Annotated in this window: 20 protein-coding genes; all 20 read right to left on the bottom strand. The window is 39.6% G+C overall.

What is annotated here, in order from left to right:
- Positions 1-7 precede the first annotated feature (7 nt).
- The 20 genes from LKD20_RS00250 to nth all read right to left on the bottom strand — a co-directional run bounded on the left by LKD20_RS00250 (position 8) and on the right by nth (position 19181).
- Positions 8-1027: a type IV pilus twitching motility protein PilT gene (locus tag LKD20_RS00250; RefSeq protein ID WP_227720206.1), complete on the bottom strand. Its 1020-nt coding sequence runs from the start codon at positions 1025-1027 to the stop codon at positions 8-10.
- Positions 1011-2021: a GspE/PulE family protein gene (locus LKD20_RS00245; RefSeq protein ID WP_227720204.1), complete on the bottom strand. Its 1011-nt coding sequence runs from the start codon at positions 2019-2021 to the stop codon at positions 1011-1013. The genes LKD20_RS00250 and LKD20_RS00245 overlap by 17 nt, the downstream gene beginning before the upstream one ends.
- Positions 2022-2208: 187 nt before the next feature.
- A complete protein-coding gene (gene eno, locus LKD20_RS00240; RefSeq protein ID WP_105089317.1) occupies positions 2209-3492 on the bottom strand; it encodes a phosphopyruvate hydratase in 1284 nt (427 codons plus the stop codon).
- A gap of 114 nt (positions 3493-3606) precedes the next feature.
- The gene (gene gpmI, locus LKD20_RS00235; protein WP_227720202.1) at positions 3607-5133 is read right to left on the bottom strand and encodes a 2,3-bisphosphoglycerate-independent phosphoglycerate mutase; all 1527 of its coding nucleotides are present in this window, start codon (positions 5131-5133) and stop codon (positions 3607-3609) included.
- A 13-nt stretch (positions 5134-5146) separates the two neighbouring features.
- Positions 5147-5917, bottom strand: a complete 771-nt coding sequence (tpiA, locus tag LKD20_RS00230; RefSeq protein WP_005386282.1) for a triose-phosphate isomerase — start codon at positions 5915-5917, stop codon at positions 5147-5149.
- Position 5918: 1 nt separating this feature from the next.
- The gene (locus tag LKD20_RS00225; protein ID WP_227720195.1) at positions 5919-7097 is read right to left on the bottom strand and encodes a phosphoglycerate kinase; all 1179 of its coding nucleotides are present in this window, start codon (positions 7095-7097) and stop codon (positions 5919-5921) included.
- A 13-nt stretch (positions 7098-7110) separates the two neighbouring features.
- Entirely contained in the window at positions 7111-8121 is a 1011-nt protein-coding gene (gene gap, locus LKD20_RS00220) for a type I glyceraldehyde-3-phosphate dehydrogenase (protein ID WP_005386278.1), read from the bottom strand.
- Between the two features lie 58 nt (positions 8122-8179).
- Entirely contained in the window at positions 8180-9205 is a 1026-nt protein-coding gene (locus LKD20_RS00215; RefSeq protein ID WP_227720193.1) for a sugar-binding transcriptional regulator, read from the bottom strand.
- Between the two features lie 209 nt (positions 9206-9414).
- Positions 9415-10041 carry a uracil phosphoribosyltransferase gene (gene upp, locus LKD20_RS00210; RefSeq protein WP_105089321.1) on the bottom strand — a complete coding sequence of 209 codons (627 nt, stop codon included), beginning with the start codon at positions 10039-10041 and terminating at the stop codon, positions 9415-9417.
- Positions 10042-10214: 173 nt separating this feature from the next.
- The gene (gene glyA, locus LKD20_RS00205) at positions 10215-11447 is read right to left on the bottom strand and encodes a serine hydroxymethyltransferase (protein ID WP_105089322.1); all 1233 of its coding nucleotides are present in this window, start codon (positions 11445-11447) and stop codon (positions 10215-10217) included.
- Positions 11448-11492: 45 nt separating this feature from the next.
- Positions 11493-11930, bottom strand: coding sequence for a ribose 5-phosphate isomerase B (rpiB, locus tag LKD20_RS00200; RefSeq protein WP_227720191.1), 438 nt, complete (start codon positions 11928-11930; stop codon positions 11493-11495).
- Between the two features lie 11 nt (positions 11931-11941).
- Positions 11942-12388, bottom strand: a complete 447-nt coding sequence (locus tag LKD20_RS00195) for a low molecular weight protein arginine phosphatase (RefSeq protein WP_227720189.1) — start codon at positions 12386-12388, stop codon at positions 11942-11944.
- 112 nt (positions 12389-12500) lie between these two features.
- Entirely contained in the window at positions 12501-13532 is a 1032-nt protein-coding gene (locus LKD20_RS00190; protein ID WP_227720187.1) for an L-threonylcarbamoyladenylate synthase, read from the bottom strand.
- A 1-nt stretch (position 13533) separates the two neighbouring features.
- Entirely contained in the window at positions 13534-14403 is an 870-nt protein-coding gene (prmC, locus tag LKD20_RS00185) for a peptide chain release factor N(5)-glutamine methyltransferase (protein ID WP_227720184.1), read from the bottom strand.
- The gene (gene prfA, locus LKD20_RS00180; protein ID WP_005386269.1) at positions 14396-15478 is read right to left on the bottom strand and encodes a peptide chain release factor 1; all 1083 of its coding nucleotides are present in this window, start codon (positions 15476-15478) and stop codon (positions 14396-14398) included. Before prfA ends, prmC begins: the two co-directional genes overlap by 8 nt.
- Positions 15479-15480: 2 nt before the next feature.
- The gene (locus LKD20_RS00175; RefSeq protein WP_227720490.1) at positions 15481-16386 is read right to left on the bottom strand and encodes a DUF1385 domain-containing protein; all 906 of its coding nucleotides are present in this window, start codon (positions 16384-16386) and stop codon (positions 15481-15483) included.
- 57 nt (positions 16387-16443) lie between these two features.
- Positions 16444-16641 (bottom strand): 50S ribosomal protein L31, encoded by a 198-nt coding sequence (gene rpmE, locus LKD20_RS00170; protein WP_004696185.1) that lies wholly within the window; start codon positions 16639-16641, stop codon positions 16444-16446.
- A gap of 79 nt (positions 16642-16720) precedes the next feature.
- The gene (locus LKD20_RS00165) at positions 16721-16990 is read right to left on the bottom strand and encodes a YdbC family protein (RefSeq protein WP_005386267.1); all 270 of its coding nucleotides are present in this window, start codon (positions 16988-16990) and stop codon (positions 16721-16723) included.
- Positions 16991-17104: 114 nt separating this feature from the next.
- On the bottom strand, positions 17105-18544 hold the full coding sequence (locus LKD20_RS00160) for a hypothetical protein (RefSeq protein ID WP_227720182.1): 1440 nt from the start codon (positions 18542-18544) through the stop codon (positions 17105-17107).
- 1 nt (position 18545) lies between these two features.
- Positions 18546-19181, bottom strand: coding sequence for an endonuclease III (gene nth / locus LKD20_RS00155; protein ID WP_005386264.1), 636 nt, complete (start codon positions 19179-19181; stop codon positions 18546-18548).
- Positions 19182-19232 lie beyond the last annotated feature (51 nt).

The following is a 19232-nucleotide window of genomic DNA, read 5'->3' as shown; positions in this document are numbered from 1 at the left end:
CCTTCACCTACGATAATTGTTGATCCAATAATGTATGCAGTTGTTGCTGAGAGCCATATTGTACCTTCGCATCTCGTACGGCCATCTCTAGTGTTTTCATAGGTAGTTGTGTTTCTTGAATAGAAATGATTTGTGGTTCCTTACGAGTACGTATCAAATTCGCTACCGCATGCGTGTTTAGCAAAATATCCCGAATGGTAATGAACTTTTTATTCCATCGAAGGAGCCGTTGACATATAACGGCACGTAGTACTTGTGATATTTGACTACGCACCTCCTCTTGTTGTTCTCCAGGGAATAGTGAAATCATACGGTGAACAGCCATTACAGCCCGCTGTGTATGCATAGTTGCCATCACAAGATGACCTGTTTCTGCTGCATGAAGTGCAGCCTCTAAGGTTTCACGATCTCGAAGTTCCCCCACCATAATGACATCTGGATCCTCCCTCAATGCATCTCGAATACCATCAGACATAGACTTAATATCTGCACCTAATTGGCGTTGATGAATTAACGATTTCTTAGGTTTAAACTCAAATTCGATGGGGTCTTCTAAGGTGATGATGTGACGCTCCATTGTTTGATTTATATAATCAATACAGCAAGCTAAGGTAAAACTTTTGCCACTGCCCGTAGGACCACAGACGAGCAATAAACCATCATGAGATTCACATAATTTTTGTAGGAGTTGACCTTCACTATTATCATCCAGTTTAAGTTGTTGATGACACAATAAGCGCAATGTGCCACATATAGTTTGATTAGCTCGATACAGATGAACACGAATACGTACACCACAACAGGAACAAGCCTCATCAAGAGATTGCCATTCATACGATGCTATACCACAACGTCTCAAAATATCTTCAATCAACGTAGTGGTACATACAAATTGAGTGGCCTTTAATCCATCACCATGTCTCAAATAGATAGGCTCACCACATTGTAGATGAATATCTGTTGATGATAAGTGTATAGCCTCTTCAACAATAGTTTCTAAACTTTCACTATTACAGCATGAGTCCACAACGATGCACCTCCTCTATAGATGTAACATGCTGAGCTACGGCCTCACGGGCAGAATCTTCTAAGGACAGTAATACATGTGCCTCTAATTGATCCCACTGAGCCAAATTAGTAGGTATCTCTAAGTATTCAAACAGAGCAGTCCGTCCGTGATACGATGTACCATCAAATATTCTAACTAGACGCTGTGCAATAGCCCCCATCAAGGTGGCGCGTATTAAATACGGTTCTACCCCCATATCCATGAGCCGCGTTACGACGCCTATAGCTGTATTGGTATGAATGGTGGATAATACGCGATGTCCGGTTAATGCTGATTTAACAGCCAGCTCCGCCGTCTCCTTATCACGAATCTCACCAATCATAATCGTATCTGGATCTTGCCGCAGCACAGACCTTAACCCTTTTGCAAAGGTAAAGCCGATTTTTTCGTTAATACCAATTTGAATGGCTCCTTTAATTTCTGCCTCTACAGGATCCTCAAGGCAAATAAGCTTTGTTTCTTCTAAATTCAACATGCGGAGCATCGCATATAAGGTAGCAGTCTTGCCGCTTCCCGTAGGTCCACAGATAAGTAACAATCCATAAGGACGTTTTAATAGCTGTTCAATATGATCAAAAATATCTGCACGCATACCTAACGCTTTTAGATCTTTATGACTTCCTTCATTACCCATGAGCCGACAGACTAATGTCTCACCATATAGACTAGGCAATGTGGATACGCGCATTGTTACCGATGTATCCTTATGACTCCATGCCCAACGACCATCTTGAGGCAATCTCTTTTCACTAATATCTAACGTACTACATACCTTGATACGGTTAATAATAAGTTCTGCCTCTTCATTTGATACAGTCATATGCGTTTGTAACAATCCATCTTGTCGTAATCTAATTTGTACACCACTTTTAGTTGGATCAAAGTGAATATCGCTGACATGATGCTCTAATGCATACAGAATAATATCGTCTAATGTTACATCTACATACATGGTCACCTCCTATACCTTGCGGTATGTTTTTACCTCACACTAGCGTATGGCGTTATATGGTTCGACATCACATCTTTAATTCCTCTTTTATTTTTGAAAATCCACGAAGCGAAAACTTTTTTATTTTAGGCATACAAAAAAGGCGCCCCGAAGGGCGCCCTTATTGGATTATTAGATATAACGTAACTTATTTTAAGTTATAGAAAACGTCATTACCTTTATATTGAGCTGTTTCGTATAACATTTCTTCAATGCGAAGCAATTGGTTATATTTTGCTACACGTTCAGAACGAGCAGGTGCACCTGTCTTAATTTGACCAGCATTTACAGCTACCGCAATATCAGCGATAAATGTATCTTCTGTTTCACCAGAGCGGTGAGATACTACACATGTATAGCCAGCGCGTTTAGCAAGCTCCATAGCATCGAATGCTTCTGTTAAAGTACCGATTTGGTTAACTTTTACAAGAATGGAGTTACCTACACCAAGCTCAATACCGCGAGCCAAACGTTTTGTGTTAGTTACGAATAAATCATCACCAACAAGTTGTACGCGATCGCCAAGGCGTTCTGTCAACAATTTCCAGCCATCCCAATCTTCTTCAGCAAGACCATCTTCGATGGATACGATTGGGTATTTACCTACTAAGTATTCATAGAACTCTACCATTTCAGCAGCTGTTTTAACTTTGCCTTCACCAGCTAAATTGTATTTACCATCTTCATAGAATTCGGAAGATGCAGAGTCAAGAGCTAATTTGAAGTCTTTACCAGGTTCATAACCAGCCGCTTTAATAGCTTCACAAATGACTTCTAATGCTTCTTCGTTAGATGCTAAGTTTGGTGCAAAGCCACCTTCATCACCTACGGCAGTGCTAAGGCCTTTATCATGAAGTACAGATTTCAATGTATGATATACTTCTGCACAGCTACGAAGAGCTTCTGCGAAGGAAGTTGCGCCGACAGGCATGATCATAAATTCTTGAATGTCTACGTTATTATCTGCATGTGCGCCGCCGTTCAAGATGTTCATCATAGGAACTGGTAATTCTTTTGCGTTGAAACCGCCAAGGTATGCAAATAATGGCAAATCTAAAGATTCAGCTGCCGCACGAGCTACAGCCATGGAAACACCAAGAATTGCATTAGCACCAAGGTTAGATTTATTGTCTGTACCGTCTAATTTCAACATCAAGTTATCGATAGCTACTTGTTCAGTCGCATCATAACCAATAATGGCAGGACCGATTTTAGCATTAACATTGTCGATAGCTGTTAATACACCTTTACCAGAGTAACGGGATTTATCACCATCACGTAATTCTACAGCTTCAAACTTACCTGTAGAAGCGCCGGATGGAACAGCTGCTGTTGCAATAGTACCATCTTCTAAACATACTTCAACTTCAACAGTTGGATTACCGCGGGAATCTAAAATTTCTCTTGCAATGACTTGTTCAATTACTGCCATTTCTTCACCTCATAAAATCTAATGGAATGACTGTCATACGACAATCATTATATATTGAGCTAAACCATATAGGTTATAACTCTAATTAACTATAAATATAGTGAAAACTCTATATTATGCTTTTTTTACCAAACTATGACCAGTCATAGATTTTGGTTGATCTATGCCAGCCAAGTCTAATAATGTTGGCGCAATATCACATAATTTACCAGATTCTAATGTAGCTGATTTTAGAGTATCACTCATTAAAATTAACGGTACCAAGTTCGTTGTATGTGCTGTATGCACCTTACCTGTTTCATGGTTAACCATAAGCTCTGCATTACCATGGTCTGCGGTAATCAACAAATGACCCTTTTTATTACGTATAGCCTCTACGATTCGACCTAAACAAGTATCTACTGCTTGCACTGCTTTAACAGCTGCTTCAAAGCTACCTGTATGACCGACCATATCTGGGTTTGCAAAGTTCAAGATAATCATGTCATATGTTTCATCTTGAATAGCTTGTACAACCTTATCAGTCACTTCATAAGCGCTCATCTCAGGTTGTAAATCATAAGTTGCCACTTGAGGTGATTTTACAAGGATGCGGTCCTCGCCTTCAAATGGTTCCTCTTTACCGCCGTTGAAGAAGTACGTTACATGGGCATATTTCTCTGTTTCAGCAATACGCAATTGACGATAGCCACCTACACTGAGTACTTCGCCTAATGTTTCTGACAAGATGTCTTTTTCGTACACAATATGAACTGGTAAGCCATCTTCATATTTGGTCATGGTCGCCATATACAAGGATAATGGTTCACGGTTAAAGCCATCAAATTCTGGCAATACTAAGGCTTTTGTAAGTTCACGCCCACGGTCTGGACGGAAGTTACAGAAGATAACAGCATCACCATTCTTGATAGTTCCTTCAGTGTCAATCACTGTAGGAAGAACAAACTCATCAGCTGCATCCTTATCATAAGATTGTTGTACCGCTTCACAAGCTGATGCGGCACTTTCACCTTGACCATGTACAATAGCATTGTAAGCAAGTTCCACACGGTCCCAACGATTATCCCGATCCATTGCATAATAGCGACCACTAACGGTGGCAATTTTACCACAGTTTAGCTCTGCCATATATGCTTCTAAATCTTTGATATAACCTTGTGCGCATTGAGGTGCTACATCACGACCATCGAGCAATGCATGTACATATACATGTTCAATACCATTGTCATGAGCGCCTTTAATAACAGCCTTGATATGTTCTAAAGAACAATGCACATTGCCATCAGAAACTAGGCCAATAAGATGTAAGCTTTGTTTTTTGCCTACTTCATACAGTTCCTTTATAACAGGGCGATTATAGAACTCGCCAGACTCAACGTCTTTAGTAATACGAGTTAAATCTTGGTACACAATACGACCAGAGCCAAGGTTTAAATGACCAACCTCAGAATTCCCCATTTGGCCTTCTGGAAGGCCTACCGCTAGTCCTGATGCTTCTAATTTTGTATGTGGATACGTATCCCATAATTGATTAAAACAGTGCGGCTTCGCCTGTACCACAGCATTGGTTGTATCTGATTGATCTCCCATGCCAAAGCCATCTAAGATGACTAGCATTACGGGAGCCTTTAATTTAGCCATTTTTAACCTCATATTAAGCGCCTATTTGATTCGCCGCTTTAATAATATCAATAAATTCATCAACTACTAAAGATGCACCACCTACGAGTGCCCCATCAATATTAGGTTCTCCAAGGATTTCGAGAGCATTTTCAGATTTAACACTACCACCATATTGGATGCGCACAGCATCAGCAGTCTCATCATCGTATAAAGAACGTATGTAATCGCGAATTTCTTTACATACCTCTTCAGCTTGATCAGCAGTTGCTGTTTTTCCTGTACCGATAGCCCAAATTGGTTCGTACGCAACAATCAATTGGCTAACTTGTTCCTTAGGAACATCAACCAAAGCACCTTTAAGTTGAGACGTAATCCAGTCAAGAGTATGACCGGACTCACGTTGTTCTAAACTTTCACCAACACAGACAATAGGTGTCAAATTATGATGGAATGCACTTTTAATTTTTGCATTTACAGTCTCATCTGTTTCACCATAATATTCACGGCGTTCAGAGTGACCAATGATAACATAATTAACGCCTACCTCTGTAAGCATAAGTGGTGAAATTTCACCAGTAAATGCACCAGCATCATGATAATCCATGGTTTGTGCGCCTACTGCAATAGCTGTATCGCGTGTTAATGCTACTGCACGTTCAATAGCTGTAAAAGGCGGGCAAACAACTACATCACAGGATAATTCCATATCTTGTAACACGCTGTTAAACGCTTCGATCAGGATAGATCCAGACGCAATGGTGCCATTCATTTTCCAATTTCCTGCAATAATGGGTTTTCTCATATTATGCCTCAGACAATGCAGCAATACCTGGTAGGATTTTACCTTCTAAGAATTCCAAGGATGCGCCACCACCTGTGGAGATATGGCTAATCTTGTCTGCTAAGCCACTTTTTTCAATAGCCGCTACAGAGTCACCACCACCAACGATAGTCATCGCATCGGATTCAGCTACAGCTTTTGCTACCGCATTTGTACCAGCTGCAAAGTTTTCCATTTCAAATACGCCCATAGGACCATTCCAAATAATAGTCTTCATTGGCGCCAATGCTTCTACATATAGCTCACGTGTTTTAGGGCCAATATCTAGAACCATCCAACCATCTTCAATATTTTCAACGTCAACGATTTTAGTGTTAGCATCGTTGCTGAAAGCATCAGCTACTACAGCATCGATTGGAGTCAATAATTTAGCCCCTGCTACACGTGCTTCCATAACAAGGTCTGTAGCGATAGCTTCTTGACCTTCTTCAAATAAGGAGCTACCAATGTTACAGCCTTGTGCTTTAATGAAAGCATTAGCCATACCGCCACCGATGATCATGACATCAACTTTAGGTAATAAATTAGAAATTACAGAAATTTTATCTGTTACCTTAGCACCACCGATGATAGCTGCCATAGGTGTTTTAGGATGTACAACCGCTGCACTTAATGCTTCAATTTCTTTTTTGAGCAAGAAGCCTGCTGCCATAGGAATATAGTCAGCGATACCAACTACGGACGCTGCATTACGGTGAGAAACACCAAATGCATCGTTAATAGCTACATCAGCAAGAGATGCTAATTGTTTAGCAAACTCAGGATCATTTTTAGTTTCTTCATTGTGGCAACGCAAGTTTTCAAGCATCAATACATCGCCAGGTTGCAATGCTTTTACAGCTTCTTCAACCTTATGGCCAATGCAGTCATCTACGAATGCTACTGGTTTATTAATAAGCTCAGATAAATGTTTTGCACATGGTGCTAAAGACATTTCCGGTTTTCGTTCCCCTTTTGGACGACCAAAGTGAGAAGCAAGAATAACCTTTGCCCCTTTTTCAATTAAATAATTGATAGTAGGCAATGCACTACGAATACGAGTGTCATCAGTGATGATACCGTCTTTCATAGGAACATTAAAATCAACACGAACAAATACTGTTTTGTTGTCTACTTGTAAACCATCGATTGTTAGTTTCATCAAAGCCTCCCGATTATAAGCCTTTGCTTGCTACGAATGCTGCCATATCGATAAGACGTTCGGAGTAACCCCATTCGTTATCATACCAAGAAACAACTTTTACCATGTTGCCATCCATAACCATTGTTAAATCAGCATCAACAATGGAGCTACGAGGATCAGAGCTGAAATCACAGGATACCAATGGCACATCGGATACACCAAGAATACCTTTTAATTCGCCAGCTGCTGCTTTGCGGAATGCTTCGTTGATTTCTTCTTTTGTAGCTGGTTTTTCAAGTTCGCAAACAAGATCTGTAGCAGATACATCTGGAGTAGGAACGCGCAATGCAAAACCGTCTAATTTACCTTTTAATTGAGGCAATACTTTTGCAACCGCTTTTGCTGCACCAGTTGTTGTAGGAATGATAGACATTGCTGCTGCACGAGCACGACGAGGGTCTTTATGACGTGCATCAAGAATTTTTTGGTCATTTGTATAGGAATGAATTGTAGTCATCATACCACGTTTGATACCGAATTCATCGCATAAAACTTTAGCAAATGGAGCCAAGCAGTTTGTTGTACAAGATGCATTAGAAATAATATGATGTTTTGCAGGATCATACATATCTTGGTTAACGCCCATAACCATAGTTAAGTCTTCGTTTTTACCAGGTGCAGAAATCAATACTTTTTTAACAGTAGGTTGATTCAAATGAACTTTTGCTTCTTCTGCGTCACGGTATTTACCAGTACATTCCATAACGATTTCAACGCCTTCTTCAGACCAAGGCAATTTAGAAGCATCGCGGTCATGGAATACGCGGATTTTTTTACCGTCAACATAGATATTGTCATCATCAAATGTTACTTCATTAGGGATTGTGCCATGAACAGAGTCATATTTTAACAATAATGCAGTACCTTCATTATCGCCAGTAGCATTGATTGCTACAACCTCTACGTCAGGATTATTAATCGCTGCACGTACTACACATTTACCAATACGACCAAAACCGTTAATACCAACTTTTACTGCCATTGTTAGATCCTCCTAATAACAAAAATATTCTAACAAAATATTTAACTACTAACTTCATTTATAATGCTGAAATTTGTAACAATTGACGCATGCCTTCTGCAGCTTGCTCATCGATGATTAGTATGCCTTTTTGACAAGCTCTCATAACACCTATAATGGCACTCGATTTATCTTGTCCACCAGCCACAGCAATCACATTGGGAATTTTTGCAACATCAGGAAGAGATAAACCAATATTATTAGTGGAATAAATCAACTTACCATCTATATCGCAATATTGACCAAGAGCTTCGCCAACAGCATGATTATCTACTAACTGCTTACGCACATCATCAGCTATATGGCGTTGATCCGCCATTCTCATAGCTGTACCAATACCAAACAAGAGTACGTCAGTCCTACTAATAAGATCACCAATTTCCTTGATTTGAGGTTCGCAAGTCATGAGCATATGCAATGAGTCTTGTGAAAGTCCATCAGGCAAATGGAGCATTTTATAGGTACCGCGAAGCCGTTCAGCAAGTACCGAAGCAATTACGTTAGCTTGATATTCTACAACCTCACCAACGCCACCACGGGCCGGTACAACAATAGGATTAAATGGTAATACAGGCATTTCCTCAGCTACTGCAGCCATTGTACTACCACCACTGATGGCAACTACAGAGTCCGGTTCTAATAATTCCTGTAATAACTTTGCTGCTGCAAAGCCTAGTTTTTTTACCATCAACGTTCCTTCTGTAGGAGTGATGATAACCCTATCGATATGAAGTGCTTCAGTCAATCGATGTTCTAGCTCGTTAATACGATCTAATTCATTTAAAAAATTTCGCAACTTTGGAACAATTGCATATCCCTCATCAGTGAGAAAAATCCCTGGTTTATAAATGTCTACAAGACCATTAGCACGCATTAGCTCAATATGACTTCTTACGGTTCGCTCTGGAAGGTCCGTTGCAGTAGCTAATGTTCTACGGCCTATAGGCTCTTCATAAACTAGGTGGTTTAATATTTTGTATCGCTCCTTTAATACACTAACGATTTCAGGAACAATACGTTCACATATCATTAGAAACTCGTTCATCGGGTCCCTCCTTTACCCGTTGGGATTGTATGAATCGTTTTTCGTCCCATGTGAACAAAATTCGTCCCACCTAAAATAAAAAAATACTTTTACATTTGTATTGTATACCCTATGTAGATTTTATTCAAGACTTTATACGTAGAAAACGACATAATTTAGGGATTTTATACAACTTTGTACCTAAATTATGTCGTTTGTATATGTTTATTTTATTTTGTACCGAAGATACGGTCACCAGCATCGCCTAAACCAGGCAAAATGTAACCATGATCATTAAGTTTTTCATCAAGAGCCGCTACGTAAATAGGAACTTCAGGATGTTCCTTATTTACTGCTTCCACACCTTCAGGAGCCGCAACAAGACACATTAATTTAATGTTTTTAGCGCCTTTTTCTTTTAGCAAGGTAATAGCTGCTGCCGCACTACCACCAGTAGCGAGCATTGGGTCTGTTACGATGAAGTCGCGTTCACCTACGTCAGAAGGTAACTTGCAGTAGTATTCTACTGGTTTTAATGTTTCTGGATCACGATATAAGCCGATATGACCAACCTTTGCAGTTGGAATCAAGTTAAGCATACCATTTACCATACCTAAACCAGCACGAAGAATTGGAATAATGCCCAATTTTTTACCTGCAATACGTTTGCCAGTCATTTTAGTTAAAGGTGTTTGAACCTCTACATCCTCTAATGGTAAGCTACGTGTAATTTCATAGCCCATCAACATCGTAATTTCATCAAGTAATTGTCTGAAATCTTTAGAGCCTGTTTCTGCATCACGCATCAATGTAACTTTGTGTTGAATCAATGGATGTGTCATAACATTAACTTTCATGACTGTCCTCCTATAAATAATTTATATACCCTATCGGTATCCATTTAATATTCATATTTACTCTATCACAGATTGATAAATCATGCCATAAAAATATTAAAAGGGATGTGATAATACACATCCCTTTTATCGTATTTAAGCCTTATGTAATTTTAATAAGATTAATCCAAAGATTAGTACAATGGATACGCTTCGCAAAGTGCTGCTACGCGTTTGCTTGCTTCTTCATGAACTGCTTTATCTTCAGGATTTTTAAGAACAGTTGCAATGATATCTGCAATTTCTTCCATATCTTTTACTTGTAAGCCACGTGTTGTAAGCGCTGGTGTACCAAGACGGATACCGCTTGTTACAAATGGGCTAGCAGGATCGAATGGAATTGTATTTTTATTACATGTAATACCTACTTCATCAAGTAAATGTTCTGCTTCTTTACCTGTTAAGCCAGTATTGCGTACATCTACCAACATAACGTGAGTATCTGTACCACCAGAAACGATTGTTAAGCCTTTTTCTTGCAATGCAGCAGCCAATGCTTTTGCATTATCGATAACTTGTTGTGCATATACTTTGAATTCTGGTTGTAATGCTTCACCAAATGCAACAGCTTTAGCAGCGATAACATGCATCAAAGGGCCACCTTGAATACCAGGGAAGATTGCTTTATCGATTGCTTTAGCATATTTTTCTTTGCAAAGAATCATGCCACCACGAGGGCCACGCAATGTTTTATGAGTTGTGGTAGTAACGATATCAGCATATTCTACTGGGTTTGGATGTAAACCTGCTGCTACAAGACCTGCAAAGTGAGCCATATCTACCATGAAGATAGCATCAACTTCATGAGCTACATCAGCCATTTTTTTGAAGTCGATTTGACGGCTGTAAGCACTACCACCAGCGATGATCAATTTAGGTTTTGCTTCTAATACGATTTTACGGAACTCATCATAATCGATTTGTTGAGTTTCTGCATCTACACCGTAAGGTACTACGTTGAAATATGTACCAGATACGTTAACTGGAGAACCATGTGTTAAGTGACCACCATGGGACAAGTTCATACCCACAATAGTATCACCAGGTTGTAATAATGCGAAATACACGCCAAAGTTTGCTTGAGAACCAGAGTGAGGTTGTACGTTAGCATGTTCTGCACCGAACAATCGTTTTGCACGTTCAATAGCTAATGTTTCGATAACATCAACATTTTCACAACCGCCATAATAACGTTTACCAGGATACCCTTCTGCATATTTGTTAGTCAATACGCTACCTTGAGCTTCCATTACTGCTTGAGAAACAAAGTTTTCAGAAGCGATCATTTCTAATTTATCGCGTTGGCGTGCTAATTCTTGATTGATAACAGCTTGAATATTAGGGTCTTGTTTTTCTAAGAAACTCATGAGTATCCTCCTCGTGCAAAACGAATATATATAAGTAATGATGTATTATTTCTCTAATGCTTTAATTTTCTCTACACGGCGTGCGTGACGACCACCTTCGAACTCTGTTTCCATAAAGATGGCTACAATATCGTTAGCTAGGCCAGGACCAATAACGCGTTCCCCCATAGTGAGAATATTTGCGTCATTATGTTCACGACATGCATGAGCAGAGAATGTATCATGACAAAGAGCAGCGCGAATACCAGCAATCTTATTTGCTGCAATACCGATACCAATACCAGTACCACAAATCAAAATACCTCTGTCTGCTTGACCAGATACGACAGCATTTGCCACAGGTACAGCAATATCAGGATAGTCGCAAGAATCAGCCGTATGACAGCCAAAATCCTCTACTTCATGTCCCAATGCATTTAATAATTCCTTAACGGATGCTTTTAAATGTAATCCGCCATGATCACAACCGATTGCAACTTTCATAATTTCATCTCCTACGCCTTCTGAGGCACTGATCTAAGACCAGCCTCTACTAAGTGATAAATTTGTTCCGCACATTTATTATATACGGTTTGATCAGATCCATATGGGTCAGTAACATCACCATCTTGACCACCCCACTCGGAAATCGTTTTGATTTTACCTTCCTCAAACGGGAATTGTCGAAGTAGTACAGATTTGTGATCTTTCGTCATACCAATGATAAGATCTGCTGCATTCACGAGTTCCATTGTCAATGGTCTCGATTCATGATCAGAAATATCTGCAATGGAACGGATAGCTTCAACGGCTTGTTCAGTTGGCTTTGCTCCATAGGCGGCAAATAGACCCGCTGATACAGTCGTCACATCCTTATGTTGCTCCGCTGCAAGGGCCCGTGTAATACCTTCAGCCATAGGGCTACGGCAAGTATTACCGGTACACACAAATAAAATATTCATAATAACATCCTTACTTAATCACATTTTGTGATTACTTTATACATTATAGCAAATTCATCCAATATGTAAAGACATATTTCTATTATCAGTGGACATTTTTATGCTAGTAAATTTACTTATAAATGATATGATGACTAGATGCCTTTTCCATACGATTCATAATAGCAACGCCAAAACCATCATCATTAACACCTTCTGCTAAGATTAAGGTAACATGATTTTCGTTAAAATGTAATAGGCTTTTGTAAAAGTCATGGCCTAATGATAAGGCATCACCATGATGGCCAAAACAATGGCACATAAAGCGTGTATCGTCTTTAATCAGGTCGTATGTTTCATGACTGACCAAACAACCGATAGGACCTTCTATACCTTCTGAAAGCTCCTTAAACGTAGATGCTATAATCTCTGGATCACCTACAACAACTGTCATAGGTGCATCAGGCGCATAGTGCGTATACTTCATACCAGGAGCCTTAGGCTTAGTGGTAGCATTAACTAGCGCAGTATCATACTCAACAGTAGCCACAACATTTTCAAGTTGAGCTTTTGTAATTCCGCCCGGTCTCAATATAATGACCTTATCATCATGTACTTCCACTACAGTTGACTCTACACCAATCGTACACGGACCAGCATCTAAAATATAGGAAATACGGCCATTCATATCATGGTAAACATCTTGTGCCGTTGTAGGACTTGGACGACCAGATATATTTGCACTAGGAGCCGCTACAGGTACACCAGCGCGTTCTAATAATGCACGGCATACCTTATGATCAGGGCACCGCAATGCCACGCGAGGTAATCCACCAGTAGCACGATCTGGCACTAAATCAGATTTAGGCAATGTAATCGTTAAAGGACCTGGCCAAAATGTATCCATTAATAGTTGTGCCGTATTTGAAACCTCTGTTACCAAAGGTTTTATACTTTCACTATTAGGAACATGCAAGATAAGAGGATTATCTGAAGGGCGACCTTTTGCAGCATAGATTTTATCCATTGCCTCTGGATCAAGACCATTAGCACCGAGTCCATATACAGTTTCAGTAGGAATGGACACCAATTCCCCATTACGTAAAGCGCGAGCGAGCATATCTAGTTCTTGTTCTGATGGATTTGTAATAATTTGAGTATCCATATTATCCCTCATATACTGCGGTTACAACACGGTTATTACCACCAAGATCAGCGATACACTGAATGTTAGAGTAATGACCAGCTTCTTTTAATAAAGCCTTTACCTCTTCTGCTTGATCGTAACCTATTTCAAAGGCTATACGGCCTTGTGGTTTTAAATATGTACCGCACGCTTTAGCTAAAATACGATAGAATTCTAATCCATCTTCACCACCAAACAAGGCAATATGAGGCTCATTTAATACATCCTGAGACAATAATTTAGCATCCCCTGTACGGATATATGGTGGATTCGATACGATAAGATCAAACTTTTCAGCTTTACCATCTAAAGCAGAAAACATATCGGACTCTAACAATTGAACACGATTATTTAAGTTAAATCTTTCACTATTCTCCTCAGCCACTGTCAAGGCATCCGTAGATATTTCAAGACCTACACCACACGCATTCGGCAAATAGTGTAATAGACTGAGTAATATCGTACCAGGGCCCGTACATACATCAAGTATACGCACATCGCTATCTTTTGGATACGTGCCTAGTATATGCTCAATCAAGGTTTCTGTATCAGGTCGTGGAATCAATACCTTATCATTAACCTTAAAGGTCAATCCCATAAAGTCTTTTTCCCCAATTATGGCCGCTACACAATGCCCCTTAGCTCGTTGTTGAACGAGAGGTCTGAAAGCATCTAGCTCCTCTTGAATAAGCGGTTGGTCATAATGGGTATATAGATAAATACGATCCTTGCCTAAAACGTGAGAAAGCAGTACTTCCCCATCAAGTCGAGGTGTATCCATCTCCTTGCTTTGAAAGTACTGCTCTGTCCACTGGAGAATACGACCGATTGTCCAAATCTCCTTATACATTTGTATTAGCCTCCTGCATTTTTGCCGCTTGGTCAGCTGCATTTAAGGCTTGAATGATTTCATCTAGATCGCCATTTAAAATAGCATCTAATTTATACAATGTTAAATTAATACGATGGTCTGTTACGCGACCTTGAGGGTAGTTATAAGTACGAATACGTTCACTACGGTCGCCGGTACCAACTTGGCTCTTACGGTCTGCGGCCATGCTAGAAATAGCCTCTTGTTCAGCTTGGTCTTGCAATTTAGCACGCAATACACGCATAGCTTTTTCACGGTTTTGTAATTGAGAACGTTGGTCTTGGCATGCGACAACGATACCAGAAGGTAAGTGTGTAATACGAACAGCAGATTCTGTTTTATTGATATGCTGACCGCCCGCACCACTTGCACGATATGTGTCGATTTTCAAGTCTTTTTCATTAACTTCAATATCAACATCTTCCATCTCTGGTAATACGGCTACTGTAACGGTAGATGTATGCACACGGCCTTGTGTTTCTGTAGCAGGTACACGTTGTACGCGATGTACACCAGATTCAAATTTCATCTTAGAATATACATTTTCACCATCTACAGAGAAAATAACCTCTTTAAAGCCACCAAGTTCTGGTTCATTAGCATCGATAATCTCACAACGCCAGCCTTGGCTTTCCGCATATTTTGTGTACATGCGGAACAAATCGCCTGCGAACAATGCCGCTTCATCACCGCCAGCACCACCACGAATTTCGATGATGATGTTTTTATCATCATTAGGATCCTTAGGCAATAAAAGAATTTGCAATTTCTCTTCTAATTCCTCTTTTTGAGGTTTTAGCTCTTTCAATTCCTCTTGTGCCATTTCGCGGAATTCTTCATCCATGGATTTATCTTCAATAACTTCCATAGCTTCATCAATACCAGCTAATACTTTTTTATAAGTACGGAATGTTTCAACTGTTTCAGATAATTGAGCATGTTGACGTGTTAATTTACGCCACTCATCTTGGCGCGCAATCACTTCAGGGTCACTGATGCGCTGCTCCAGGTCCATAAATTTATCTTCAATAACTTGTAATTTATCTACTAGCATGTTTATTCCTCTTCATAAGCATCACTCTCAGGAGGGCGAACCTCTTCAAGAGCTCGTATAGCTACTTCAATTTGATCATCTTCTGGTTCACGTGTGGTCATGTATTGTAATGCAAGACCAGGTTTGATAAGAGCTTGCACAAAGGAATGCTCACTACGACCAGCAAGACGAATGACCTCGTACGCAATACCTGCCACTACTGGCATAAGAAGTACGCGGCTTACGATACGTTCTAACAAATTAGGCCAACCTAAAAAGGCAAATACAAAGATACTTACAACCATAACGATAAGTAAGAAATTTGTGCCACATCGCGGATGTAAGCGACTTTGTTTGCGAACATTTTCTACAGTGAGAGGCAAGTCTAATTCATAAGTATGAATCGTTTTATGCTCTGCCCCATGATATTGGAAAACTCGTTGAATATCCTTTGTAAGTCCAATTCCCCAAATATAAAGTAGGAAAAGAACTAAACGAATGACACCTTCAATGAGATTTAATACAACATGATTATCCTGTACACCAGGAATAAATTTTACGATAAATGTAGGCAATGCCAAAAATACAGCTATCGCAAAGATGGTGGAAATAACCATAGTAATGGCAATTTCACTATTAGACATTTCTTCCTCTTCATCACCAGCGGCCTTAGCAGAGAAGGACAATGCCTTCATACCAATTACGAGGGATTCATAAAGAGCTACACAGCCCCGAAGAAATGGTTTTTTCAAAATTGGATATGTGTCAGCAATAGATTTTGTAGGCTCTTTTTGAACTACAATGGTTCCCGCTGGCTCTCGTACAGCTGTTGCTGTAATGCCAGGGCCCCTCATCATGACACCTTCGATCACAGCTTGTCCACCGACAAACTTTTTAATACGTTCTGTGTTCACAAGAGCTCCTCTCATAAACAAATAGAGGCAGAGCTCATAGCCCTGCCCATAGATGCTACATTACATGACAAATTATTTGCCGTAACGTTTGTTAAATTGTTCAATACGACCACGAGCTTGAGCTGCGCGTTGTTGACCAGTGAAGAACGGATGGCATTTGGAGCAAACGTCTACACGAAGGTCTTCTTTTACAGAGCCAGTTTTGAATGTGTTGCCACAACCGCAAGTTACTGTAGCTTCTTTATAGTCTGGATGAATACCTTGTTTCATTCTATACACCTCTTTCCGACAATCAATATTATTCTTATAGATTATAGCATGACACTTGTACAAATGCAAGTTGCCAATACTATTCCTTGGATGCTTGTTTTTCTTCAATAGACTCAGCTAGAATGGTCTCTAAGTCACTTTCATTAAGGATATCACGCAATGCGATGAGCTCCTCTAAAGAAAGGGTAATACCTTTCTTCATGCTTGTATATTCACTATCCCAAGCGCGAAGGTCAAACTTAGGATTATATTTGCCCCAGCTAGTACATGTTAATTGTTTTTTCCAACCGTCTTTATCTTCAGATAAAGTACCGATAACTTTGAAGATTTCAAAATTAATAACTGCCATGAGTCAGTCCTCCTTTCTTACACATCTGTGTAGTATGGTTCATACCTACTATATTTAGTAGTTCATATTTTTTAGGATACGATATATTTTAAACTAAATATCAGACTTTTACAATTAGTTTTTATAATCGCTATAGTCTTCAATATCAATAGATGTAGTAGGAGGCATTACTTGAGCACCTAATTCATCTACCGTAGATTTCCAATTTGTAGCTGCTTCTGTAACAGCCTTGATATAGGCTTCATCAGCAGCCTGTACAGATGAAATTAATTGAGCTTCATTATTAACATCTAATACGCGGCGACGCACGCTGCTAAGCATATAGCCGAAAGACTCATCTGTTTGAACGAGCATGGAAATCTCTTGAATCAATGTTTGACCCGTAGTACTACAGAAGTATGCATACCACATATATGCCAATTCAGCATCTGGGAACATCCAGTAAATATCCTCTGCTGGTGCCTCTGTAGTAATATCTACATCTACATGATCCGCGTAACGTTTGAATGTTAGGAAATAAGCACCACTTTCCACAAGAGCATTACGTCCTAATGCAGAAACTCGGCTGTCGATACAGTAAATACCATCTTGACCTAAGGCTACATCAGTTTGACCGCCTGGCAATAAAATAGAGCGTAAAGACAAGCCATAATTTAATACTGTGAATACCGGTAATTGAGCAAATACACCATGAGGCAATGGAATATAATTAATCGTTTTCCACTCATCTCCTACGCGTTCACGCAAGCCAACGCGCATCTTTTTAACATCGTATTTACCATATACAATTTCATAAGCCCCTAATGGAGTCCATTCACGGATTGCTTCTACACGCTTTTGATTCAAGAAGAATTGCAATGCCATATTATTTAAGCCCAATTGGTTTTGTGCCATTGTAGCAGGTAAGAATAATTGTGCAGTCCCTTCTGGAACAAGATTATGTAGTCCATTTGCCACTTCTTCCACAATATCTTCAGAGGATTGGAACATGCCAACCGTACCTGTAAAGATATGGTCAAAATAGCTACGATGAGGCCATTGATTAATAATTTGTGCCATTGGGTATAAACGTGTCAAAATGCTATAGCACACTGGAGACGCCGTATAAAGAACGACTTTTTTATCTTCATAAGATTGAAGAATCTCTTCAACCATGCCTGCATATTCTTCTACATAAGCGTAAAGAACGAGTTCTCCCGTTTTGCTATGGGCTTCGATACTTTCACGAACAGGAGTTTCCCAAATAGTGCCTACATCTAGACCATCCAAGATACCTGTATCGCTAATGAAATCAAATAATTCAACTCTAAAGGATGGACCATATAGAGCTTGGAATGTATTCAAATCATATGGAACAGGACCAAAAGACTCGACTGTGGATTTTTCTGCTAACGCATATAAATCATCTGCTGTTACACCCCACTCACGGGAGCTAGCATTACTAGAAATCAATTGATCTAGTACTTTAAAACGCATTAACTCATTTACAATATCAATTCCCTCAATGCCATGAGTCGCACAAAGGGCAATAAATTCTTCGTTATTTACTTTCATATTAAACCTTTCCCGCCGAAGGGCATACATGATTTAAAAAACATTCTTCACATAAAGGCTTACGAGCCTTACATAATTTACGGCCATGATAAATCAACCAGTGATGAGCAGCAGCCCAATCCTCTTTAGGGATAGCCTTTTGCAATTTCTTCTCCATCTCTTCTGGAGTTTTAGCAATACCCAATTTTAATCGATTAGCTACACGGAATACATGGGTATCTACCGCAATGGCAGGCGTACCGAACAATACGGACACCACCACGTTAGCTGTTTTACGACCCACACCTGGTAATTCTACTAGTTGATCAAATTCTCGTGGTACCTCACCATGGTATTGTTCTACCAAAATTTGACAGGTAGCAATTAAGTTTTTCGCTTTAGACTTATAAAGACCGCAATCTTTAATAAGAGTTTCTAGTTTTGTAACCCCTATTTCAAGCATTTTAGCAGGATGATTTAATTCAGGGAACAATCGTTTCGTAACAATATTAACCCTTTCATCCGTACATTGTGCAGATAAAACAACGGCTACTAATAATTCAAATTCATTTGTATACTCAAGGGCAGGTTTTGCATCAAAATAATGTTCTTGCAATAATTTTAATTGCTCTGCCTTTATCGCTTTTGTTACACGCATACAGCTCTCCTTTCTCACTTGTGAAAGTACAGACGCGTACAACTTATATCT

Origin of the sequence: Veillonella fallax, from assembly GCF_020687175.1 — a bacterium.
Lineage (GTDB): Bacteria > Bacillota > Negativicutes > Veillonellales > Veillonellaceae > Veillonella > Veillonella fallax.
Note: the sequence above shows the minus strand (reverse complement) of the source record. Positions and strands in the feature narration are given on the sequence as shown.